At 69.9% G+C, this 23,118-nt stretch carries 17 protein-coding genes and 1 pseudogene; 9 read left to right on the forward strand and 9 right to left on the reverse strand.

The genetic code is table 11. The features are described from left to right. Positions 1 to 68: 68 nt before the first annotated feature. From ACFWYS_RS05190 to ACFWYS_RS05200, 3 genes and pseudogenes are all read right to left on the reverse strand, one after another. The gene (locus ACFWYS_RS05190; protein WP_384763538.1) at positions 69 to 1,364 is read right to left on the reverse strand and encodes an MFS transporter; all 1,296 of its coding nucleotides are present in this window, start codon (positions 1,362 to 1,364) and stop codon (positions 69 to 71) included. A 236-nt stretch (positions 1,365 to 1,600) separates the two neighbouring features. After that, the gene (locus ACFWYS_RS05195; protein WP_384763540.1) at positions 1,601 to 2,155 is read right to left on the reverse strand and encodes a methylated-DNA--[protein]-cysteine S-methyltransferase; all 555 of its coding nucleotides are present in this window, start codon (positions 2,153 to 2,155) and stop codon (positions 1,601 to 1,603) included. A gap of 80 nt (positions 2,156 to 2,235) precedes the next feature. Further along, positions 2,236 to 3,093 (reverse strand): annotated as a pseudogene (locus ACFWYS_RS05200) (glycerophosphodiester phosphodiesterase); the annotation flags it as partial. Between the two features lie 278 nt (positions 3,094 to 3,371). On the opposite strand from ACFWYS_RS05200, the gene ACFWYS_RS05205 reads away from it, so the two are divergent. The 7 genes from ACFWYS_RS05205 (at position 3,372) to ACFWYS_RS05235 (ending at position 12,227) form a co-directional block, all read left to right on the forward strand. After that, entirely contained in the window at positions 3,372 to 4,238 is an 867-nt protein-coding gene (locus ACFWYS_RS05205) for an MHYT domain-containing protein (protein ID WP_384763543.1), read from the forward strand. A gap of 40 nt (positions 4,239 to 4,278) precedes the next feature. Continuing rightward, positions 4,279 to 6,426 carry an excinuclease ABC subunit UvrB gene (gene uvrB, locus ACFWYS_RS05210; protein WP_384763546.1) on the forward strand — a complete coding sequence of 716 codons (2,148 nt, stop codon included), beginning with the start codon at positions 4,279 to 4,281 and terminating at the stop codon, positions 6,424 to 6,426. A 197-nt stretch (positions 6,427 to 6,623) separates the two neighbouring features. Then, entirely contained in the window at positions 6,624 to 7,202 is a 579-nt protein-coding gene (locus ACFWYS_RS05215) for a TerD family protein (protein WP_272117788.1), read from the forward strand. A gap of 63 nt (positions 7,203 to 7,265) precedes the next feature. Further along, the gene (locus ACFWYS_RS05220; protein ID WP_384763549.1) at positions 7,266 to 9,341 is read left to right on the forward strand and encodes a TerD family protein; all 2,076 of its coding nucleotides are present in this window, start codon (positions 7,266 to 7,268) and stop codon (positions 9,339 to 9,341) included. Between the two features lie 224 nt (positions 9,342 to 9,565). Then, complete coding sequence (locus tag ACFWYS_RS05225; protein WP_384763552.1) at positions 9,566 to 10,567, forward strand: TerC/Alx family metal homeostasis membrane protein; 1,002 nt, start codon at positions 9,566 to 9,568, stop codon at positions 10,565 to 10,567. 141 nt (positions 10,568 to 10,708) lie between these two features. Next, a complete protein-coding gene (locus tag ACFWYS_RS05230) occupies positions 10,709 to 11,011 on the forward strand; it encodes a hypothetical protein (RefSeq protein ID WP_384764111.1) in 303 nt (100 codons plus the stop codon). Between the two features lie 115 nt (positions 11,012 to 11,126). Beyond that, a complete protein-coding gene (locus ACFWYS_RS05235; protein WP_384763554.1) occupies positions 11,127 to 12,227 on the forward strand; it encodes a calcium:proton antiporter in 1,101 nt (366 codons plus the stop codon). Between the two features lie 53 nt (positions 12,228 to 12,280). Here the strand turns inward: ACFWYS_RS05235 and ACFWYS_RS05240 are convergent, their stop codons facing one another. Then, on the reverse strand, positions 12,281 to 13,585 hold the full coding sequence (locus ACFWYS_RS05240; RefSeq protein ID WP_384763557.1) for an MFS transporter: 1,305 nt from the start codon (positions 13,583 to 13,585) through the stop codon (positions 12,281 to 12,283). A gap of 242 nt (positions 13,586 to 13,827) precedes the next feature. Between ACFWYS_RS05240 and aroQ the strand changes: the two genes are divergently transcribed. Continuing rightward, a complete protein-coding gene (aroQ, locus tag ACFWYS_RS05245) occupies positions 13,828 to 14,301 on the forward strand; it encodes a type II 3-dehydroquinate dehydratase (protein ID WP_384763559.1) in 474 nt (157 codons plus the stop codon). Positions 14,302 to 14,633: 332 nt separating this feature from the next. On the opposite strand, the gene ACFWYS_RS05250 is transcribed toward aroQ, so the two are convergent. Further along, entirely contained in the window at positions 14,634 to 15,290 is a 657-nt protein-coding gene (locus ACFWYS_RS05250; protein ID WP_384763561.1) for an MBL fold metallo-hydrolase, read from the reverse strand. 69 nt (positions 15,291 to 15,359) lie between these two features. After that, positions 15,360 to 16,046 carry a maleylpyruvate isomerase family mycothiol-dependent enzyme gene (locus ACFWYS_RS05255; protein ID WP_384763564.1) on the reverse strand — a complete coding sequence of 229 codons (687 nt, stop codon included), beginning with the start codon at positions 16,044 to 16,046 and terminating at the stop codon, positions 15,360 to 15,362. A gap of 250 nt (positions 16,047 to 16,296) precedes the next feature. Between ACFWYS_RS05255 and uvrA the strand changes: the two genes are divergently transcribed. Next, positions 16,297 to 19,383 carry an excinuclease ABC subunit UvrA gene (gene uvrA / locus ACFWYS_RS05260; RefSeq protein WP_384763566.1) on the forward strand — a complete coding sequence of 1,029 codons (3,087 nt, stop codon included), beginning with the start codon at positions 16,297 to 16,299 and terminating at the stop codon, positions 19,381 to 19,383. Between the two features lie 155 nt (positions 19,384 to 19,538). Here the strand turns inward: uvrA and ACFWYS_RS05265 are convergent, their stop codons facing one another. The 3 genes from ACFWYS_RS05265 to ACFWYS_RS05275 form a co-directional block, all read right to left on the reverse strand. Next, a complete protein-coding gene (locus tag ACFWYS_RS05265; protein ID WP_384763569.1) occupies positions 19,539 to 20,450 on the reverse strand; it encodes a carbohydrate kinase in 912 nt (303 codons plus the stop codon). Beyond that, positions 20,447 to 21,637, reverse strand: a complete 1,191-nt coding sequence (locus ACFWYS_RS05270; protein ID WP_384763572.1) for a LacI family DNA-binding transcriptional regulator — start codon at positions 21,635 to 21,637, stop codon at positions 20,447 to 20,449. The genes ACFWYS_RS05265 and ACFWYS_RS05270 overlap by 4 nt, the downstream gene beginning before the upstream one ends. Before the next feature lie 362 nt (positions 21,638 to 21,999). Further along, on the reverse strand, positions 22,000 to 22,956 hold the full coding sequence (locus tag ACFWYS_RS05275; RefSeq protein ID WP_384763574.1) for a hypothetical protein: 957 nt from the start codon (positions 22,954 to 22,956) through the stop codon (positions 22,000 to 22,002). Positions 22,957 to 23,118 lie beyond the last annotated feature (162 nt).

Consider the following 23,118-nt stretch of genomic DNA (forward strand, 5'->3'; position numbering starts at 1 on the left):
CGCACGCGTGGCCCCCTCGGAGACATCCCCGGTAGAACCGGGCACAACGCCATGCGTGTACCGGAACCTCAGCCGCTCGCCGGAACGTCCTTCGCCTGTGTTCCCCGCCTTGTCCGCGTGAAGAGGGCCAGCGCTGCCAACGGCAGCAGCAGACACGCGGCGGCGAGATTCAGCCAGCCGTAGCTCGCCTGGGCGACCACGAGCCCCGCGGCCGCCCCGCCGATGCCCGCGGAGGCGTTCATGATCAGGTCCGACAGCCCCTGGGCGGCGGCCCGCGCGGGCTGCGGCACGGAGTCCGTGAGCAGCGCGGAACCGGAGACGAGCGCCGCCGACCAGCCGAGCCCCAGCACGAAGAGTCCGAGGGCCGTCTGCCCGTGGCTGCCGCCCGCCGTACCGGCGAGGAACACGGCGCACGCCAGCAACCCCACGGCGAGCCCGATCCCGGACAGCCGCCCCAGCCGGTCCGACAGCCGCCCCATGAGCGGCGCGAACGCGTACATGCCCGCGATGTGCCCGCTGATGACCAGCCCGATCAGATCGATTCCCGCGCCGTGGTGCGCGAGGTCGACCGGGGTCATCGACATCACCGAGACCATCGCCGTGTGCGCCACGGCAACCGTCACCACCGCGAGCCGCGCCCGCGGCGAGGCGGCCACGGCCGTCAGCCCGGCGCGCAGCGAACGTGCCGCCGGCGACTGCTCCTCGGCCGGTTCGAGCGCACGCGCCGTCAGCAGCGGGTCCGGCCGCAGCAGTACGGCCACCACGACCGCGGATATCAGGAAGATCCCTGCCGCCCACAGGAACGGACCGGCCGCCGCGGGTATCCCGAGGCCCGTGACACTGCGACCGGCGGGCGCGGCGATGTTCGGGCCGAGGACCGCGCCGATGGTCGTCGCCCACACGACCAGCGAGATCGCCCGGGCCCGCCGCTCCGGCTCGGCCAGATCGGCGGCCGCGAACCGCGCCTGCAGATTCGCCGACGAGGCCGCGCCGAACGCCGCCATCCCGCACAGCAGCAGCGGAAAGCTGCCGATCCGGGCCGCGATCACCGCGACTCCGGCGCCCACCGCCCCGATGAGATAGGCCAGCACGAGCCCGGGACGCCGCCCGCGCGCGGTCATCAGCGCGGCCAGCGGCATCGACAGCACCGCAGTGCCGGTGACGGTCGCGGTGGGCGCGAGCCCGGACAGCGACTCGGTGCCGCTGACCTGCGTGGCCAGCACGGCCGCGAGCGCGATGCCGGTGGCCACGCCCAGCCCGCCGAGGATCTGCGTCGTGATCAGCACGGCCGTCGTACGGCGCCGCAGGGCCGGCAGCCGGTCGGGCGTGACGGGCGCGGCGACCTGCCGCTCGACGGCCGTCACGCAGCACACCCGGCCGTACGGCGGCCCGCACCGGCCGACAGGGGACAGCACACCGGACCGGCCGCGTACAGATGGGTGAAAAGTGTCATCACAGGCGCAGTCTCCCCCTCTTCCCTCGCCCGTCCAACCGGTGAAGGGCCGGGCCCGACAGATGAAGGACCGGGCCCGACCCGATGAAGTGCCGTGCTCCACCCTGTGAAGGTCCATACCAACCGGGTGAATAGGGCATGAAGCCCTCAGAACAGCGGCTCCGGCAGCACTCCCTCCAGCGCGAGCAGCTTCCGCTTGGTCTCCAGCCCGCCCCCGAACCCGCCGATGCCGCCGTCGCTCTCCACGACCCGGTGACAGGGCACCACGACAGGCAGCGGATTGGCGCCCATGGCCATCCCCACCGCTTGGGCGGCGCCCGGCTGTCCGACCCGACCGGCCAGATCGCCGTACCCGACGACCGCGCCGTAGGGGACACCGGCGGCCAGTTCCCGCAGCACCTGGCGGTTGAATCCGGAGATCAGCGACCAGTCCAGCGGCAGCTCGAAGTCGTGTCGCGAGCCCGCGAAGTACTCCTCCAGCTGACGTATCGCCTCGGCCAGCAGCGGGGAGTCGGGCGCCTCGACCGGCTCGGTGCCCAGCCGCGACGCAAGCCGGTCGAGCGCCTTCTCACGCACCTTCTCGGTGGCGTGGAACACGACACTGACCAGGCCTTCGCGGGTCGCGGCCAGCATCAGAGGACCGATGTCGCTACCGACGACGGCCCACACGACCTGCTGCTCGTACTGCCCTTGGCTGTCCATTCGCCCACCGTACGACCCGCCACTGACAACGCCCCGGGAGCGGGCGGCGTCGACTCGCGGCCCGGCCTCAGGCCCGCGGGCAGGGCGTCCCGCACCACGTCGGGCTTGTTGGAGATGACGCCGTCCACGCCGTACCCCGCGACCAGTCGGGCGGTGTCCGCGTCGTTCACCGTCCAGGTGAAGACCTCCAGCGGCCTGCCGTGCGGTCCTGTGAGGGCGTGGACGGTGGCGACATAGCCCCTGGAGATGGAGCTGTACGACGGGTTGATCTGGTCGGCGAAGGCCGCGTACCCGGCGAGGTCCGCCTCGGGCGGCGTCCCGAGGAAGCCGGTCTTGACGGCGGGCTTCAGATCGTGGACGGTCCGAATGCTGTCGGCGCCGAAACTCTGCACGATCAGCCGGCTCGCGAGGTGGTGCGGATCAAGCCATCCCTCGTCGTCCAGCACTTTGAGGGTCTGCCGCTCGATACCCGGATACAGATCGGGGTTCTTGATCTCCAGGAGCAGTTTCTGATGGTGCAGCTCCAGACGGTCCATGAACTGTTCCAGCGTCGGCACGCGCGTGCCCGCGTACTTGGGGCTGAACCAGCTGCCCGCGTCCAGACGGGCGATCTCGGCGGCGGTGAAGTCCTTCACCTTCCAGGGCGCCCGGTCGGGGAAGACCTGCTCCGCGTCGGTCGTGCGCTGGAGGTTGTCGTCGTGGAGAACGACCAGCTCGCCGTCCTTGGTGCGCTGTACGTCGTTCTCCACCCAGCTGACGCCCAGTTCGGCGGCCTTGTCCACGGCGGCCAGTGTGTTCTCGGGGGCGTAGGCGGAGGCCCCCCGGTGGGCGATGACCGTGGGGTGCGCGGCGCCGGCCCTGGCGTCGGAGGCGGGAAGGAGGAGAGCGGCGGTTCCCAGGAGCGCGGTCGTCGTGGCGGCTACTGCGCGCGCGTACATGCGTACTCCTCGCGTCGAACGATCACGGACAGCTCAACTCTGACAGCAGACGGTCAACGGCGAGGGAGTACAGAATGGCCACAGATTGAATGGAGTTGCCCGGGCCCGCTCACTCGTGCCGCACAACTGGGGCAAGGCCGTGTTTCTTTGCCGGAAAATCGTTCGACCATTCCGGTGGGAGTTACCCTCTGCCTCAACCCTGACCGCTCGGGCGGTGCTGGGAGGGGGCGCATTTCACGGGGTACCGGGACGTAAAAGGGCGGGAAGGGCAGCTGCGTATGCAGGGCACGATCGACGGTTTCAGCTACGGACTCGTCACACCGCTGGTCGCCTACCTCATGGCCTGCCTCGGCGGTGCCCTCGGCCTGCGCTGCACCACCAGATCGATGCTCGTCTCGCAGTCCTGGCGCCCCGGCTGGCTCGCCCTGGGAGCGGCGGCCATCGGCTCCGGCATATGGACCATGCACTTCGTCGCGATGATGGGGTTCACGGTCGAGGAGACACCGATCCACTACGACAAACCCATGACGTTCGCGAGCCTGGCCGTCGCCATCGTCATGGTGGGCGTCGGGATCTTCATCGTCGGCTACAAGGGCGCCAGGGGAACGGCCCTGTTCACCGGCGGCACCATCACCGGCCTCGGCATAGCCTCGATGCACTACCTGGGCATGGCCGGCATGCGGCTCAACGGAAAGCTTGAGTACAACACGCTCACCGTCGGCGTCTCCGTGGTGATAGCGATGGGGGCGGCCACCGCGGCCCTGTGGGCCGCAGGGCAGGTCAGAGGATTCCTGTGGAGCGTCGGCGCGAGCCTCGTCATGGGCCTCGCCGTCAGCGGTATGCACTACACCGGCATGGCCGCCCTCAGCGTCCACCTCCACGGCACCGAGCCCCCCTCATCGGGCCACTCGCCCGCCGCCCTGCTCGCACCGATGCTGGTCGGCCCGCTTGCCTTCCTGCTCCTCGCCGGCGCCGTCGTACTGTTCGACCCGAAGATGGTCATGGGGAAGCCCACCGGGGCTCCGGTCGAGCACAAGCCGGGCGTTCCGGCCCACACGACCGTCCCGCACCAGGCCCGCCGCCCCCAGCTGCGCGTGCGCCGAAACCAGGACCACCGAGCCTCGCGGGCCCCGCAGAACCACTGATCGGGCCGCGTTGTCAGTGGCGGGTCGTACGGTGGGTTCCATGCGGCCCGTTTCCAGCATCGAACGCACGGTGGCGCCCTTCGAGGTCGTCAGCCCCTACCAGCCCAGCGGCGACCAGCCGCAGGCCATCGCCGAGCTCGCCCGGCGAATCGAGTCCGGTGAGAAGGACGTCGTCCTGCTCGGCGCGACCGGCACAGGCAAGTCCGCCACCACCGCGTGGATGATCGAGAAGCTCCAGCGCCCCACCCTGGTGATGGCGCCGAACAAGACGCTGGCCGCCCAGCTGGCGAACGAATTCCGCGAGCTCCTGCCGAACAACGCCGTCGAGTACTTCGTCTCGTACTACGACTACTACCAGCCCGAGGCCTACGTCCCGCAGTCGGACACCTACATCGAGAAGGACTCCTCGATCAACGAGGAGGTCGAGCGACTGCGCCACTCCGCGACCAACTCGCTGCTCACCCGCCGAGACGTCGTCGTGGTCGCCTCGGTCTCCTGCATCTACGGCCTCGGTACTCCCCAGGAGTACGTGGACCGCATGGTCCCCCTCAAGGTCGGCGACGAGATCGACCGGGACCAACTGCTGCGCCGTTTCGTGGACATCCAGTACACCCGCAACGACCTGGCCTTCTCCCGTGGCACCTTCCGGGTGCGCGGCGACACCATCGAGATCTTCCCGGTCTACGAGGAGCTCGCCGTCCGCATCGAGATGTTCGGCGACGAGATCGAGGCCCTCTCCACGCTGCACCCGCTGACCGGCGAGATCATCAGCGACGACGAGCAGCTGTACGTGTTCCCGGCCTCCCACTACGTCGCGGGCCCGGAGCGCATGGAGCGGGCCGTCAACGACATCGAGAAGGAGCTGGGGGAGCGCCTCGCCGAACTGGAGAAACAGGGCAAGCTCCTGGAGGCCCAGCGCCTGCGCATGCGTACGACGTACGACCTGGAGATGCTCCGCCAGATCGGCTCCTGCTCCGGCGTCGAGAACTACTCGATGCACTTCGACGGCCGCTCGCCCGGCTCCGCGCCGAACACCCTGCTGGACTACTTCCCCGAGGACTTCCTGCTGGTCATCGACGAGTCGCATGTGACGGTGCCGCAGATCGGGGCCATGTACGAGGGTGACGCCTCCCGCAAGCGCACCCTGGTCGACCACGGCTTCCGCCTGCCTTCCGCCCTCGACAACCGCCCCTTGAAGTGGGAGGAGTTCCAGGGACGCATCGGGCAGACCGTCTACCTGTCGGCGACCCCCGGCAACTACGAGCTCTCCCGCGGCGACGGTCAGGTCGAGCAGATCATCCGCCCCACCGGCCTGGTCGACCCGGAGGTCGTGGTCAAGCCCACCGAGGGCCAGATCGACGACCTGGTGCACGAGATCCGCGAGCGCGTCGAGAAGGACGAGCGCGTCCTGGTCACCACCCTCACCAAGAAGATGGCCGAGGACCTCACGGACTACTTCCTGGAGCTCGGCATCCAGGTGCGCTATCTCCACAGCGACGTCGACACCCTGCGCCGTGTCGAGCTGCTGCGTGAGCTGCGTGCCGGCGAGTTCGACGTCCTCGTCGGCATCAACCTGCTGCGTGAGGGCCTCGACCTTCCCGAGGTGTCCCTGGTGGCGATCCTGGACGCCGACAAGGAGGGCTTCCTGCGCTCGGGCACGTCCCTCATCCAGACCATCGGCCGTGCCGCACGTAACGTCTCCGGCCAGGTCCACATGTACGCCGACAAGATCACCCCGGCGATGGAGAAGGCCATCGACGAGACCAACCGCCGCCGGGAGAAGCAGGTCGCGTACAACAAGGCGAAAGGCATCGACCCGCAGCCGCTGCGCAAGAAGATCAACGACATCGTCGCGCAGATCGCCCGCGAGGACGTCGACACCGAGCAGCTGCTCGGCACGGGCTACCGGGCCAAGAAGGACGGCCGCGGCACCAAGGCCCCCGTGCCCTCCCTCGGCGACAAGGCGGCCAAGGGCGCGAAGGCGACCAAGTCCGCCAAGGGCAAGGCGAAGGAGACGGTGCCGACCGACCGGCCGGCGGCCGATCTCGCCGAGCAGATCGAGGAGTTGACGGAGCGTATGCGCGCCGCGGCCGCCGATCTGCAGTTCGAGATCGCGGCCCGGCTGCGCGACGAGGTGGCCGAAATGAAGAAGGAACTGCGCCAGATGAAGGAGGCAGGCCTGGCCTGACGGGCCATGGGCGCCGGTCCGCTCCCCGGAACCGGCGCTCCCGATCGGCCTTCGAGGCCCGTCCGAGCACGCGCTGTGTTGCAAGACCGACACAAAGTGCGGACCGGGGTACGGCACTGTCAGTGCCCCTGCGTAGGGTTCTGGTCATCCGCGGAGCCCGCGGCCAACAGGGGACAGTTCGAGAGGGGAATCAGCACGTGACCGTCAACATGACCAAGGGTCAGGCCATCAGTCTGCAGAAGAACGACGGGGGCAGCCTGACCGCGGTGCGCATGGGTCTCGGCTGGCAGGCGGCTCCCCGGCGCGGCCTGTTCGGCTCGCGCACGCGGGAGGTCGACCTTGACGCCTCCGCCGTCCTCTTCGCGGACAAGCAGCCGGTCGACGTCGTCTTCTTCCGCCACCTGGTGAGCGACGACGGCTCCGTGCGCCACACCGGTGACAACCTCGTCGGCGGTGTCGGCCAGGGCGGCGACGACGAGGCGATCCTCGTCGACCTCGCGCGCATCCCGGTCCACATCGACCAGATCGTGTTCACCGTGAACTCCTTCACGGGCCAGACCTTCCAGGAAGTGGAGAACGCCTTCTGCCGCCTGGTCGACGAGACCAACGGCCAGGAGCTCGCCCGTTACACCCTCGCCGGTGGCGGCGCCTACACGGCCCAGATCATGGCGAAGGTGCACCGCTCGGGCCCGGGCTGGACGATGACGGCCCTCGGCACCCCGGCCAACGGCCGCACCTTCCAGGACCTGATGCCGTCGATCCTGCCGCACCTGTAGGACCCGCCGGGCCGCCCGGCGAGCGGCACACGACAAGACAAGCGACAACAGGGGGACGAAGGCATGACGGCCGAGCTGGTGCGGGGGCAGAACCACCCGCTCTCCCAGGCCCGTCTGGAGATCCGGGTCTCGGCCGGCGCACCGATCGTGGCCGGGGCCACGCTCGGCGACGAGCAGGGGAAGATCCACGGCGTCGAATGGGTGGCCCACCCCGGCGCCCCCACCCTGCCCGGTCTTGAGGTCTCCCGGCAGGCGGCCGCCGACCATCGCCTCGCGGTGGACCTGGACGCCATGCCGGAAGCCGTCCACCGAGTCAGTGTGCTGCTCGCCCTGCCGGTCGGCGTCGGCGGCCCGACCCGTTTCGGCGCCGTCCCGACCCCCTTCGTCGCGGTCACCGGCCTCGACGGCGTCGAGATCGCCAGCTACACCGTCACCGGCCTGGAGGCCGAGTCCGCCGTGGTCGCCCTGGAGCTCTACCGCCGGCAGGGCGCCTGGAAGGTGCGCGCGATCGGCCAGGGCTACGCCGGTGGCCTCGCCGACCTCTTCACCGACCAGGGCCTGCCCCAGGCCCACCAACTCGCGGGCGGCATCAACGAGGCGGTGGCCCAGGGTGTGGCCCGCTCCGTGCCGGCACCTCCGCCACGGACGGACGGCGACCGCTCCCGACAGGCGGCCGCACCCGCACTCGGCCCGGACCAGAGCGGCCCCGCACCCCAGGGCGCCCCCGGCCCGGTACCGCCCCAGCAGACATCGCCCTACGGCACCCAGCCGCCCGGCGGGCCCGGGCAGCCGACGCCGCCGAATTCCCCGTACGGCGCCCAGACGCCGGGTGCACCGGGTCAGCCCGCGCCGCAGCCGCCGTACCAGGGCGGGACGGGAGCCGGCGACCCCGCCCAGCCGTCCACCTCCACGTCCGGTGGCCCGATCGACTACAGCCACCCGCGCCGTCAGAGCGCCGCTCCGCCACCTCCTCCGCCGACCGCGCCCCCGGCCCAGCCCGGACAGCCCGCGCAGCCCGTCGCGGGCGACGCCACCGGCTGGTCCATGGACGAGCGGCTCTACAACCAGGTGTGGGGCATGTTCGAGGACCTGGCCCGTACCGCCGCCGCCTACCGCAGCGCGGTCGACTTCGCCGACTCGCGCATGGAGAAGGAACTCGACCAGGTCCTGTCGGACCCGCGCAGCCGGATCGGCGGACAGGGCGACGCCGCACGCGAGGCGGCCCAGGCCAAGCACTCCCAGCTCGTCAATCAGGCCAGGGCCGCGCTCGACCGGGACATCGCCCAGCTCACCGCGGAGTCCGACGTCGTCGAACCCGCGCTGCCGCCCGCGTACGCGCGCTGGGACAACCCGGCCTGGCACGGCTACCGCGTACCGATGGAGATCCCCATGGCTCTGCGCCTGGGCGACCTCCATCTGCCCGAGAGCGCCGATCTGCGCATCCCGATGCTGGTCCGGCTGCCTCTGGAGCGCGGCCTGTGGATCGACAGCGGACGCGACGGGTCGCTCGACGGCTCGTTCACGGACGCCCATGACCTGCGGCGTCTCGCCATGGATACGGCGGTGGCGCACGCGGCACGACTGCTCGCCGTCTACCCGGCGGGCGAGTTCACCGTGCACGTCATCGATCCGGCCGGTTCGGGCGCACAGGCCCTCGCACCCCTGGTGCAGACCGGTGTGCTCGCGGCCCCGCCGGCCGTGGGCGCGGCCGGTGTCGCGGACGTCCTCGCACGGCTCACCCAGCGCGTCGACCTGGTGCAGATGGCCGTGCGCGCCGGTGCGCCCGACTCCCTGCCGCCCGGGTTCGACACCTCCCAGCAGCTGCTGATCGTCAACGACTTTCCGCACGGCTTCGACGACCGTGCCGTGAACCAGCTGCGCTACCTGGCGGACGAGGGGTCCGTCGTCGGCGTCCACCTGATGATGGTCGCGGACCGTGAGGAGGCCGCCGGTTACGGCCCGTTGCTCGACCCGCTGTGGCGTTCGCTGCTGCGACTGACACCGGTGCCGGACGACCATCTCGCCGACCCGTGGGTGGGGCACGCCTGGACCTACGAGCCGCCGCTCGTGCCGCCCGGCAGCCAGGTGCTCCAGCAGGTGCTCGCGCAGGTCGCCGAAGCTCGGGCCAAGTACCGGTAAAGCGCCCCTGACCAGCACACTTGGCATTTCTTTTGCCAAGCACTTTACCTTTCCTTGGTAATTGGGGTACTGTTCTTCCCACGGAGGGGAGTACTCCCTGTCTGCTGCGACGTACCCGTCAATACGGATCAGGCCAGATCCCGGGGCGTCGGCCCATCTTGGGTGGAAGAGACCTCCGGCGCGCGACGACGCTGACATTTGCCGTTACGACTGCCGGAGGCGCAGTGGAAGTTTCCACGACCCTATGGGTCCTGACCATCGTGGGCCTTGCCGCCCTGATCGCCGTCGACTTCTTCATCGGCCGCAAGCCGCATGACGTGTCGATCAAGGAAGCCGGAATCTGGACGGTCGTCTGGATCGCCCTGGCCGCCCTGTTCGGGCTCGGCCTGCTGATCTTCGGCGGCGGACAGCCCGCCGGCGAGTTCTTCGCGGGCTTCATCACCGAGAAGTCACTGAGCGTCGACAACCTCTTCGTCTTCGTCCTGATCATGGCGAAGTTCGCGGTGCCGTCCCAGTACCAGCAGCGAGTGCTGCTGGTGGGTGTCCTCATAGCCTTGGTGCTGCGAGCCATCTTCATCGCCGCGGGTGCGGCGATCCTCGCAAGCTTCGCGTGGGTGTTCTATCTCTTCGGCGCCTTCCTGATCTGGACCGCCTGGAAGCTCATCCAGGAGGCCCGGGCCGACGAGGATGACGAGGAGTTCGAGGAGAACAAGCTGCTGAAGGCGGCCGAGCGCAGGTTCGGTGTAGCCGACCGCTACCACGGCACCAAGCTGTGGATCCAGGAGAACGGCAAGCGGGTCATGACCCCGATGCTGGTCGTGATGCTTGCGATCGGCACGACGGACGTGCTCTTCGCCCTCGACTCCATCCCGGCGATCTTCGGCCTGACGCAGGACCCGTACATCGTCTTCACGGCCAACGCCTTCGCGCTGATGGGCCTCAGGCAGCTGTACTTCCTGATCGGCGGACTGCTGAAGAAGCTCGTCCACCTCAGTTACGGGCTGTCGATCATCCTCGGCTTCATCGGCGTCAAGCTGGTGCTGCACGCGCTGCACGAGTCCGGCGTCCACGTCCCTGAGATCAGCATTCCGGTCTCGCTCGGCGTGATCTGCTCGGTCCTGATCATCACCACGATCACCAGTCTGCGGGCCTCCAAGAAGCAGGCGGCGGCCGAGGCGGCGCAGGAGGGCAGCGAAAGCGCTCCGAAGGACAGCATCGACGTCTGACCACGTCGGACGTAGGAAGAACCAACACCGGGGGTGGTGCCCAGCCGATTGCCGAGCACCACCCCCGGTGCTTCGTTGGGTGCTGGGTGTCCCCGGCCGGGGACACCACCGCCGGGGGTGGAGGCACCTGTGGACGCACCCATGAAGTTCGTGCAGATCATCGACTTCGAGACCGAGCGCATCGACGAGATGCGAGAACTGGCCCACGAGACCGAACAGAGCCTGGCGGGCCGCAGCGGCGGCCCCAAGCGCCGTCTCGTCCTCAAGGACCGGGGCGAGGCCAACCGCTACCTCGTAGTGATCGAGTTCGACTCCCACGAGGACGCCATGCGCAACAGCGACGACCCCGAGACGACCAAGTTCGCGGAGCAGATGGCCGCGCTGTGCACCAGGCCGCCGTCCTTCACGGACTGCGACGTACAGGAGATGACCGATTTCGCGTAGCGACATACAACCCACAGGGGCCCCGCATCCGCAGGGCGCGGGGCCGCCTGACAACCGCCCTGACCACCCCACGGACCGGAATGCGAACCCGCAGGGCCTCTGCGACGATCGCTCCATGATCGATCGGCTCAGGTCGCTCACAACCGGGTGGACGTACCTCGTGCCCGTGCTCGCGGTCTTCCTCCTGGCCTTCACCTGGGGACGGGACCTGCCCGGCGCGCTCGTCGCGCTGGTGACGCTGATCCTCGCCGGAGCCGTCCTGGCCGCCGTGCACCACGCCGAAGTGGTCGCGCACCGGGTCGGCGAACCCTTCGGCTCACTCGTCCTCGCCATCGCCGTCACGATCATCGAGGTCGCCCTGATCGTGACCCTGATGATCGACGGCGGCGACAAGAGCTCCACCCTCGCCCGGGACACCGTCTTCGCGGCGGTGATGATCACCTGCAACGGCATCGTCGGCCTGTGCCTGCTGGTCGCCTCGCTGCGGCACCGCACGGCGGTCTTCAACCCCGAGGGCACCGGCGCCGCGCTCGCGACCGTCGCCACCCTCGCCACGCTCAGCCTGGTGCTGCCGACGTTCACCACCAGCAAGCCCGGCCCGGAGTTCTCCAGCGTGCAGCTGACGTTCGCCGCGCTCTCCTCGCTGATCCTGTACGGCCTGTTCGTGGCGACGCAGACCGTACGCCACCGTGACTACTTCCTCCCCATCACCCGACAGGGCGATGTGATCACCGCGGACGACCATGCCGACGCGCCCTCCGCCCGCACCGCATGGATCAGTCTGGGGCTGCTGAGCCTGGCTCTGATCGGCGTGGTCGGTCTGGCCAAGGGGGTGTCGCCCACCATCGAGTCCGGTGTGGAGGCCGCCGGTCTGCACCACGCCGTCGTCGGCGTGGTCATCGCCCTGCTGGTGCTGCTCCCCGAGACGATCGCCGCACTGCGCTCCGCCCGCCGTGACCGCGTGCAGACCAGCCTGAACCTCGCGCTCGGCTCGGCGATGGCCAGCATCGGCCTGACCATCCCCGCCGTCGCCCTGGCCTCCATCTGGCTCTCGGGCCCGCTCGTCCTCGGTCTCGGCCCCACCCACCTGGTGCTGCTCGCCCTGACGGTGGTGGTGAGCTCGCTGACGGTGGTGCCGGGGCGGGCGACGCCGCTGCAGGGCGGCGTCCATCTGGTGCTGTTCGCGGCGTATCTGGAACTCGCGATCAACCCGTAGCCCGCCGTGTCCCGTGGCCGAAGGTCCTTCGTGCTGCCGTGTCCCGGAGCCCGTCACCCAGTGGCGGGCTCCGCCACCACCGCGGGCTCCGGACGCGTCTCGGGCAGCAGCGCGAAGCACCCCAGGCTGAGGAGTGCGACCCCTGTCATGTACGCCCCTACGGCCCAGGGCACCCGGCCGCCCTGCTCGGCGAGTGCCGTCGCCGCGATGGGCGTCACCGCGCCCCCGAGTACGCCGCCGAGGTTGTAGCCCACCGCGGCACCCGTGCAGCGCACCCGGGGCTCGTACAGTTCCGGCAGATACGCGGCGATGACGGCGAACATCGTGATGAACGAGAGCATCGCCCCCACGAAGCCCAGGAACATCGGCAGCGGCGCGCCGGTCGCGAGAAGCGCGACCATCGGGAACATCCACAGTGCCGAGGCAGCGCATCCGATCAGACACAGGGGCCGCCTCCCGTACCGGTCGCCGAGCATCGCCACCGGCGGCGTGAGCGCGCCCATCACCACCACCGCGCCCATGATGCAGATCAGCATGACGTCGCGGCTCACACCGAGCCGTTCCGTGCCGTACGCGAGCGACCAGGTCGTCACGGCGTAGAAGATCGCGTATCCGATCGACAGCGCCCCGGCCGTCAACAGCACGAGCCGCCAGTGGTAGCGGACGACCTCGGCGAGCGGCACGCGCGCGTGGTCGTCGATTTCGAGGAACCGGGGGCTCTCGGCGAACGACGACCGCAGCCACAGTCCCACCGCGGCCAGCACTCCCGCCGCCCAGAACGGCACGCGCCAGCCCCACGCGGCGAATTGAGCCTCGGACAGCGTCGCCGACAGCCCCAGCACCACCCCGTTGGCGAGCAGAAAGCCGAGCGCGGGCCCGACCTGAGGAAAGCTCGACCACAGACCGCGGCGCCCGGCCGGCGCGTGCTCCACGGTCAGCAGTACGGCCCCGCCCCACTCGCCGCCGAGGCCGAGCCCCTGCAGAAAGCGCAGCAGGAGCAGCAGCAGGGGAGCGAGCACACCGATGGTGTCGTACGTCGGGACACAGCCGACCGCGACCGTGGAGGCGCCGGTCAGCAGCAGCGAGGCGACGAGGACCGGGCGGCGCCCGTGCCGGTCCCCGATGTGCCCGAAGAGCACCGATCCCAGTGGCCGCGCCACAAAGCCCACGCCGAACGTGGCGAAGGCGGCCAGGGTTCCCGCCACCGGTGAGAACGTCGGGAAGAAGAGCGGCCCCAGGACCAGCGCCGCGGCGGTCCCGTAGACGAAGAAGTCGTAGAACTCGATGGCCGTGCCGGCGAGCGAGGCGGCCGCGAGCCGCAGCATGGAGGGCGCCCTTACGGTGCGTACGTCGTGCATGCTGCGTCAACTACCCACGGTGACCGCGAGTTACGGGGGCGTACGGGCGCGCCGGGGCTTCGTCAGTACGTGACCGTGATGCGCCGGGCAGGGCCGTCTACGGGGACGAGGCCGGCCCATCCGCATCGGGGGGAGGGTTTGGCAGGGTACGAGATCACGGCGTGATCCACGCACCGTGATAAACCGGGGTCTGAGCAGCGGTCTCTGACGGGCCGCCCCATCCCGAACGGACCGGAGGAACCGTGCCCCGCACCCTGGCCAACGCCCCGATCATGATCCTCAACGGCCCCAACCTGAACCTGCTCGGCCAGCGCCAGCCGGAGATCTACGGCTCCGAGACCCTGGCCGACGTCGAGGCCCTGTGTGCCAAGGCGGCGGCCGCGCACGGCGGCACGATCGACTTCCGGCAGTCCAACCACGAGGGCGAACTGGTCGACTGGATCCACGAGGCACGGCTGAACCACTGCGGGATCGTGATCAACCCCGGCGCCTACTCGCACACCTCGGTGGCGATCCTGGATGCGCTCAACACCTGTGACGGCCTTCCGGTGTTGGAGGTTCACATCTCCAACATCCACAAGCGCGAGTCCTTCCGGCACCACTCGTACGTCTCCCTGCGCGCCGACGGCGTGATCGCGGGGTGCGGTGTGCAGGGGTACGCGTTCGGGGTGGAGCGGGTCGCGGCGCTGGCAGGGGCGGGACACGCGGACACGTGACCCCGCCTCCACGATCCGAAGATCTGCGAACCCTGCTCGGGACACAGTCGATCGCCGGGGCCGCCGGTCGAGGGCGGGGTTGAAAGACCGGCGGCCCTTTCCGCTCAGGAGCCGTCATCCTGTGCGGGGCTGCTTCCAGTTGACTGCGCAACAACGCGCGCCGGGAGCGCGTGCATGGCACCAGCGTGTGTGAACGGTTCACACGGGGCGCGTGCGCGGGGAGTACGCGGTGCGGGTTGGGCGTGCGCGCCCGGCGCTCGCCCACCTGCGGTCTGAGCTCACCAAGCCCGGCCAGTGCTCACCAAGTCCGCCCCGCGCTCACGGACTCCCGCTCACCAACCGCGCGCGTGCCACTCCGGCAGCTGTGGCCGTTCCGCGCCCAGCGTCGTGTCGTTGCCGTGTCCCGGGTAAACCCATGTCTCGTCCGGCAGCACGTCGAAGATCTTCGTCTCGACGTCATGGATCAGGCTGGCGAACGCCTTCGGATCCTTACGGGTGTTGCCCACACCGCCCGGGAACAGGCAGTCCCCGGTGAACACATGGGGATGCCCGTGCGGGTCGTCGTAGACGAGGGCGATCGAACCCGGCGTGTGCCCGACCAGGTGGCGCGCGGTGAGCTCCACGCGCCCCACTCGGATGGTGTCGCCGTCGTCGACCAGTACGTCGGTCGGCACCGGGATGCCGTCGGCGTCGTCCCGCCCGGCGTAAGTGCGCGCGCCGGTGGCCTCGACGACCGCGGCGAGCGCTTGCCAGTGGTCGCCGTGCTGGTGCGTGGTGACGACGGACGCGATGCCGTCGTCACCGATCATGCCGAGCAGCGCGCCCGCGTCGTTGGCGGCGTCGATCAGCAACTGCTCGTCCGTGGCCCGGCAGCGCAGCAGATAGGCGTTGTTGTCCATCGGGCCGACCGCGATCTTGGTGATCATCAGGTCCTTGAGCTCGTGCACGTCGGCGGGGCCACCGACCGTCACCTGTCCGCTGTACGTCATGGCGGAAGCCTATAGCGGCAGGGCGGCCGAAGGCCCTACCCGGCGCTGCAGCGAAGGCCCTGCCCGGCGCTACAGCGGGGGAAGCGACGGAAGCGCGCCGCCCGCCACGGCCAGCCCGGCCCCGTCGCGGCGCCCGGCGAGCCAGCCGAGCAGGTCGGGTCCGGAGCCGGTGACGGTGACCTCGGGCGCGTCCGCCTCCCGGCCCGTGCTCCACGCGCGCGTGCCGTCCGTGAGACGGGTCGGCGGCACATCCGGGTGCCCGGCGAACCGATCCGCGAGGAAGTCGATCTCCCGCTCCACGAACTCCGCCGGCAGATCCTCCAGCTCGTACCCGATCCCGAGATCCACGTGGTGCAGTTCCACCTCGACCCACCGCCGGAACGGCACCCGGGCCGCGGCATCGGTGACCCCGTTGCGCAGCTCGACCGTGCGCGACCAGTCCGCGGGGACCGCTCCGGTCTCCTGGAAGCGGGCGCCGCTCTCACGTACGTCGGTGAGCTGGACGTCGAGAGGGCGCTGGGCGTCCCGCTCGATGTCGGCGTCCCGGGCGGTGGCGGAGGCGTACATGGGGCGCCCTTCGAGGACGTTCACGAGGGCGTCCGCGTTGCGGGCGATGTGCGCGAGGACATGACCGCGGCTCCAGCCGGGGAGCCGTGACGACTCGGTCACCGACGCGTTGTCCAGCTTGGCCGCTGCGGTGAGCAGCCGATCGGTCGCTTCACGTACAGACACCAGGTCACGAGCGTGATCAATCATGGTGCTGACACTATCCCCGCCACACCTTTGGGTGAAGGTGGTGAACGGGTGCCGTAAATCGAATGCGCGTGCTATAGGGTCGGTCGTGACGTCGGGCATGCTGGAGGCCCCGGGATTGTTGTCCCATCCGGGAATCCGAACGGCGTTGTCAGTGGCTCCCCCTAGTCTGAGGGAGCACGGGGGCCTCGAAGCCGAGAACACACGGGGGCCTCGCCCCCTGTCACTTCTCTCAAGAAAGGTGCGGACCGGCGTGGCCGACCGTCTCATCGTCCGTGGCGCGCGCGAGCACAATCTCAAGAATGTCTCGCTCGACCTGCCGCGCGACTCGCTCATCGTCTTCACGGGCCTGTCAGGGTCGGGCAAGTCCTCGCTGGCCTTCGACACCATCTTCGCCGAAGGACAGCGGCGCTACGTGGAGTCGCTGTCGTCGTACGCCCGGCAGTTCCTCGGTCAGATGGACAAGCCGGACGTCGACTTCATCGAGGGCCTGTCCCCGGCGGTCTCCATCGACCAGAAGTCGACCTCGCGCAACCCGCGCTCGACGGTCGGCACCATCACCGAGGTCTACGACTACCTGCGTCTGCTCTTCGCGCGCATCGGCAAGCCGCACTGCCCCCAGTGCAGCCGGCCGATCTCCCGCCAGTCGCCGCAGGCCATCGTCGACAAGGTCCTGGAGCTGCCGGAGGGGAGCCGCTTCCAGGTGCTGTCGCCGCTGGTGCGTGAGCGCAAGGGCGAGTTCGTCGACCTGTTCGCCGATCTCCAGACCAAGGGTTACAGCCGCGCCCGCGTGGACGGCGAGACCATCCAGCTGTCCAACCCGCCCACGCTGAAGAAGCAGGAGAAGCACACCATCGAGGTGGTCATCGACCGCCTCACGGTGAAGGACTCCGCCAAGCGCCGCCTCACCGACTCCGTGGAGACCGCCCTCGGCCTCGCCGGCGGCATGGTCGTGCTCGACTTCGTCGACCTCCCCGAGGACGACCCCGAGCGCGAGCGCATGTACTCGGAGCACCTTTACTGCCCGTACGACGACCTCTCCTTCGAGGAGCTGGAGCCGCGCTCCTTCTCCTTCAACTCGCCGTTCGGCGCCTGCCCCGAGTGCACCGGTATCGGCACGCGCATGGAGGTCGACCCCGAGCTGATCGTCCCGGACGAGGACAAGTCCCTCGACGAGGGCGCCATCCACCCCTGGTCGCACGGCCACACCAAGGACTACTTCGGCCGCCTGATCGGCGCCCTCGCGGACGCCCTGGGCTTCCGGACGGACATCCCCTTCGCGGGCCTGCCGCAGCGGGCCAGGAAGGCGCTGCTCCACGGCCACAAGACGCAGATCGAGGTCCGCTACCGGAACCGGTACGGCCGCGAACGGGTCTACACGACGCCGTTCGAAGGCGCCGTCCCCTTCGTCAAGCGCCGGCACAGCGAGGCCGAGAGCGACGCCAGCCGCGAGCGCTTCGAGGGCTATATGCGCGAGGTGCCCTGCCCCACCTGTGAGGGCACGCGTCTGAAGCCGATCGTCCTCGCGGTCACGATCATGGGGAAGTCGATCGCCGAGGTCTCCGCGATGTCCATCAGCGACTGCGCCGAGTTCCTGGGAGAGCTGAAGCTCAACGCCCGCGACAAGAAGATCGCCGAGCGGGTGCTGAAGGAGGTCAACGAGCGGCTGCGGTTCCTGGTCGACGTCGGCCTGGACTACCTCTCGCTCAACCGCGCGGCCGGCACCCTCTCCGGTGGCGAGGCCCAGCGCATCCGTCTGGCCACCCAGATCGGCTCCGGACTCGTGGGCGTGCTCTACGTCCTCGACGAGCCGTCGATCGGCCTGCACCAGCGCGACAACCACCGGCTCATCGAGACCCTCGTCCGGCTGCGCGACATGGGCAACACGCTCATCGTCGTGGAGCACGACGAGGACACCATCAAGGTCGCCGACTGGGTCGTCGACATCGGCCCCGGCGCGGGCGAGCACGGCGGCAAGGTCGTGCACAGCGGTTCCATGAAGGAACTGCTCGCCAACGCCGAATCCATGACCGGTCAGTACCTGGCCGGCAAGAAGTCGATCCCGCTGCCCGACATCCGGCGCCCGCACGACCCGTCCCGGCAGCTCACGGTCCACGGCGCCCGTGAGAACAACCTCCAGGACATCGACGTCTCGTTCCCGCTGGGCGTGTTCACCGCCGTCACGGGTGTATCCGGCTCGGGCAAGTCGACGCTGGTCAACGACATCCTGTACACGCACCTGGCGCGCGAGCTCAACGGCGCCCGTAACGTCCCCGGGCGGCACACGCGTGTGGACGGCGACGACCTCGTCGACAAGGTCGTACACGTCGACCAGTCGCCCATCGGCCGCACCCCGCGCTCGAACCCGGCGACCTACACCGGCGTCTTCGACCACATCCGCAAGCTGTTCGCCGAGACCACCGAGGCGAAGGTCCGCGGCTACATGCCGGGCCGCTTCTCCTTCAACGTCAAGGGCGGCCGCTGCGAGAACTGCGCGGGCGACGGCACGATCAAGATCGAGATGAACTTCCTCCCGGACGTCTACGTCCCGTGCGAGGTCTGCCACGGCGCCCGGTACAACCGGGAGACCCTGGAGGTCCACTACAAGGGCAAGTCCATCTCCGAGGTCCTGAACATGCCGATCGAGGAAGCCATGGACTTCTTCGAGGCCGTCCCGGCGATCAACCGCCACCTCAAGACGCTGAACGACGTCGGTCTCGGCTACGTCCGGCTCGGCCAGTCCGCGACCACCCTGTCCGGCGGTGAGGCCCAGCGCGTCAAGCTCGCCAGCGAGCTGCAGAAGCGCTCCACCGGCCGTACGGTCTACGTCCTCGACGAGCCGACCACCGGTCTGCACTTCGAGGACATCAGCAAGCTGCTGAAGGTCCTCGCCGGCCTGGTCGACAAGGGCAACACGGTCATCGTCATCGAGCACAACCTCGACGTGATCAAGACCGCCGACTGGGTCGTGGACATGGGACCCGAGGGCGGCGCCGGCGGCGGCCTCGTCATCGCCGAGGGCACCCCCGAGGCGGTCGCCGCGGTCCCGGCCAGCCACACCGGCAAGTTCCTGCGCGAGATCCTCGGCGCCGACCGGATCAGCGACGCGGCCTCGGTGAAGGCCCCGCGCAAGACGGCGGCCAGGAAGACGGTCGCCTCGGCGACGACGGCGAAGAGGACAGCGACGGCCAGGGCCACGAAGACGGTCAACAACAAGGCCACCGACAAGGCGGCCGGGGCCACGAAGAAGGCGGCGACCGCGAAGACGGCGGCGGCCAAGACGACAGCGGCGAAGAAGGCCACTGCCGCGAAGAAGACGACGAGGGCTCGCAAGGCCTGAGGCCCGGCGGACGCCAAGTCCGCAGAAATCCTGAAATGTGCGGCGCCCCACGGGAACTCCCCGTGGGGCGCCGCACGTTTGATCATCAGCTGCCCGATCCAGGCGGCGCTGACGGACCTTGACTCCTCAACAGTGGAATGGAAAGGCAACGCCTCCTAGAAGTCCCCCAGTTCGGAGGCGTACGGCGGCTCCGCGCCCGCCCGGGAGCAGGTGATCGCGGCAGCCCGCGCCGCGAACCGCAGCAGCCGTGTCCAGCCCTTGGCGCCGAGTCCCGCGAGCGCCTCGGCGGACAGGGCGTCCTGGGCCGCCAGACCGTGCAACAGGGCCGCGTTCACGGTGTCGCCCGCACCGATCGTGTCCACAACGTCGACCTCCTCGCCCGGGACGACATACACCGCACCGTCCCGCGTGAAGACGGACAGCCCGTCACCGCCCTGAGTGATCACGACGGCCGCAGGCCCCGCGGCCAGCCACTCGCGTGGGGTGCCGCCGAGCCACAGCGCGTCCTCCTCGGACAGCTTCAGCAGCGACACCGACGGAAGCCAGCTCTTGAACCGCGCCCGGTAGCCGTCCGGGTCGGGGATGAGGCCGGCCCGGATGTTCGGGTCGAGTGCGGTGAACACGCCTTGCGCGGCCGCGCTCCGCATCAGTTCCTCGTAGGCGCTCGCCCCCGGTTCCAGGACGAGCGAGCAGGTGCCGAAGGACACCGCGCGGGCCGCCGCCGGCAGCTCCGGGGGTGCCGTGAAGAGCCGGTCGGCGGTGCCGTCGACGTAGAAGGAGTAGGCGGCCGAGCCACTCTGGTCGATGGTGGCGACCGCGAGGGTGGTCGGCTCCATGCCGCGCTGCACGGCCGACACGTCCACCTTGGCCTCCCGCAGCCCGTCGAGCAGGGCCTCGCCGAAGGCGTCGTAGGAGATGCGGGAGCAGAAGGCGGTGGGGGAGCCGAGTCGGCCGAGGGCCACGGCGGTGTTGTAGGGGCCGCCGCCGAGCGCCGGTTTCAGGCCCGCAAGGGCACCCGTGCCCTGCGGTACCAGGTCGATCAGGGCCTCACCGGCGACGACGATCACGAGACGGTTCCTTTCACGGAGGACAGGGGCTGTTCGGGGCTGGCGGATGGCAGGGGCTTCGCGGTGCCCTCGGGCTTCTCGGACGTCGCGCGTGTCTCTGGGCTCGCGGGTGTCCGGGCGTTCTCGGACCTCGCCGACGGCCGCGGTTGTTCCGCTGTCCCCCGCCGCGGCTGTTCCGGGCAGCCGCACGACGTGCGATGCACGAAGGTGCAGGGCAGACGCACCGTCCGGGCGGGCCGGTCCGGCGTGGCGAGGCGGTCCAGCAGCACACGGACCGCCTGAGCGCCGATCTCCCTGCTGGGCTGGGCTATCGCGGTGAGCCGGGGAGAGAACAGATCGGCCCAGGCGAAGTCGTCGAAGCAGCACAGCGCTATGTCGTCGGGCACCGACATACCGCGGTCCTGCAGGGCGCGCAGAGCGCCGATCGTCATCGTGTTGTTGGCGGTGACGAGGGCGGTGGGCGGTGTGGCGAGTGCCAGCAGAGCGGCGGTGGCCTGTTCGGCGCCGGCCGACTCGGAGTCGCCGTGCACCACGAGGTGATCGTCGTGGGCGAGCCCGGCGGCAGCCAGGCCGTCCCGGTATCCCGCAAGCCGCTCGCCGGTGGTGCTGAGTCCGGGCAGGCCCGCGACCAGAGCGATCCGCCGGTGGCCGAGTCCGGCGAGATGGGTGACCAACCGGGCCACGGGTTCGGCACTGTCGGCGCAGACCTGGTCGAAGCGTGGCGAGCCGTCCGTCGAGGTGTCGACCACGCGATCGAGGAGGACGGTCGGTACGTCGTGGCGGGCGAGGTAGGTGATCAGTTCGCGCGGGTCGGCGGAGGGCGCGACGATCATGCCGTCCACCCGGCGTTCGTGCAGCAGCTGGACGACCTTGCGTTCATGCGCCGGATCGTCGTGCGGGTCGGCGATGAGCAGGCTGTAGCCGTGTTCCAGGGCCGCGGCCTCGACGCCCTGGAGGATCTCCGTGAAATACGGGTTGCTGATCGCCGACACCGCGAGCCCGATCGACCGGGTACGGGAGGTCACCAGGGAACGGGCGAGCGTGTTGGGCGTGTAGCCGAGCTCGTCCACGGCGTCCAGCACCGCCTGGCGGGTGTGGGGCAGCACCGGCCGGGTGCCGTTCAGCACATGCGAGACGGTCGCCACGGACACGCCGGCACTCCGCGCGACGTCGGCCATGGTCGCCATCGGGATCCCCTCCCTGCTCCGCCTGCGCCGCGTCCCTCCCTGGGGAGTGGCGAGCCTTCCGGCCGGGAACGTATCCCATTCGGAGTCGGACGTAAACGTTTGCGCAAGCGTTTACGCGCTGTCACGACTCGCCACTGGGTGCGTCAAACGTGACCCGCTACCGGCCGCGTCACCGGGTGCGTCAACGTGACCTGTCACGGGGTGCGCCAACGTGAAGTGCCAGGGGTGCGCCAACGTGATGTGCCAGGGGTGCGCCCACGTGACCTGGCACCGAGCACGTGAGCCTGCCGAGGGGCGCGTGAAGCCGTACCAGGGTCAGAGCGTGGCGATCGGCAGGGCCGAGGCCATTTCGGAGAGGCCCCTCACTCCCACTCCCACCCGATGCCCACGATCCCCGCCCGTACCCGTGGCTCGACGAGGTGGACCGAGCGGTGCAGCCCACTGAGGGCCAGCCCCTGCCGGCCGCTGCGGGGCGCTGCCGCCGAGTGCTGGGCGAACCGGTGGCAGCGGACCGGGAGGGCGTTCTCGGCGAAGTGGACCTGGAGGGCGTACTGGCCGCCCGCGAGCGGGAAGCCCCGGGCGTACTCGCGGGACACTTCGGCCGTGCCGTCCTCGACGCCGTACCGGAAGAGATAGGTGTCGCCCGCCCGTAGGCGTGTGCCGAAGATCAGCTCGGCCACGAGGACACCGGTGTCCTGGTGCCAACGGACCCGTCCTGTGCGGCAGTTCTCCAGGGCCTGCACCTTCATGCGCTCCGGTGCGCACCCCGGGTCGCCGTGATGGACGGCCACGAAACGGTCAACGCCGTCCTTGTGGGCGCGCACGATGTGGTGCGACTCGCGTCCCGCAAGCTCACGGCGCGCCCCGATCCGTACCCGCTCGTGGTGGGCCAGGGTGTGCACGCCACCGTCCACCGGACAGCCCAGCTCGGCCAGCAGCTGCTCCAGAACGCCCGAAGCCTCGACCAGCGAACGGTAGGAGCGCGCCGCGGGCCGCTGCAGGGCGGAGTGGTCGTCCGCCTCGGCGAGCAGCCGGATCAGGGACTCCTCCGGCAGCTGGAGTATCTCCTCCAGCGCACGCACCGCACGCAGCGACTCGGGGCGCTGCGGTCGGCGCGCTCCCTGCTGCCAGTAGCTCAGGCTGGTGACACCGACCTTCACGCCACGACGGGAGAGATGGTGCTGCACCCGCTGCAGCGGCAGTCCCCGGGCGGCTATCGCGGCACGCAGGGCGACGTGGAAGGGGCCGCCTCGCAGGGCCGTGTCCAGTTCCGCGGTGGCGACGGCAGGGATGTCCGCGTGCTGAGTGGCGTGCGGCATGCAGGGGCCTTTCTGTGGTTGTTCACAACGGTTGGTCGGACCGTTCGCGCGGCTCGTCGGGGCCACCCCGTCGGCAGGGCAGGGGTCTTCACATCCGTACGCCGTCCTTCACGGCCCCGAGTTCCCCCGCATTGAAGCGTGTTGACCAAGCCCCGACAACAC

The sequence above is a fragment of the Streptomyces sp. NPDC059010 genome, assembly GCF_042740355.1.
Taxonomy (GTDB): Bacteria; Actinomycetota; Actinomycetes; order Streptomycetales; family Streptomycetaceae; genus Streptomyces.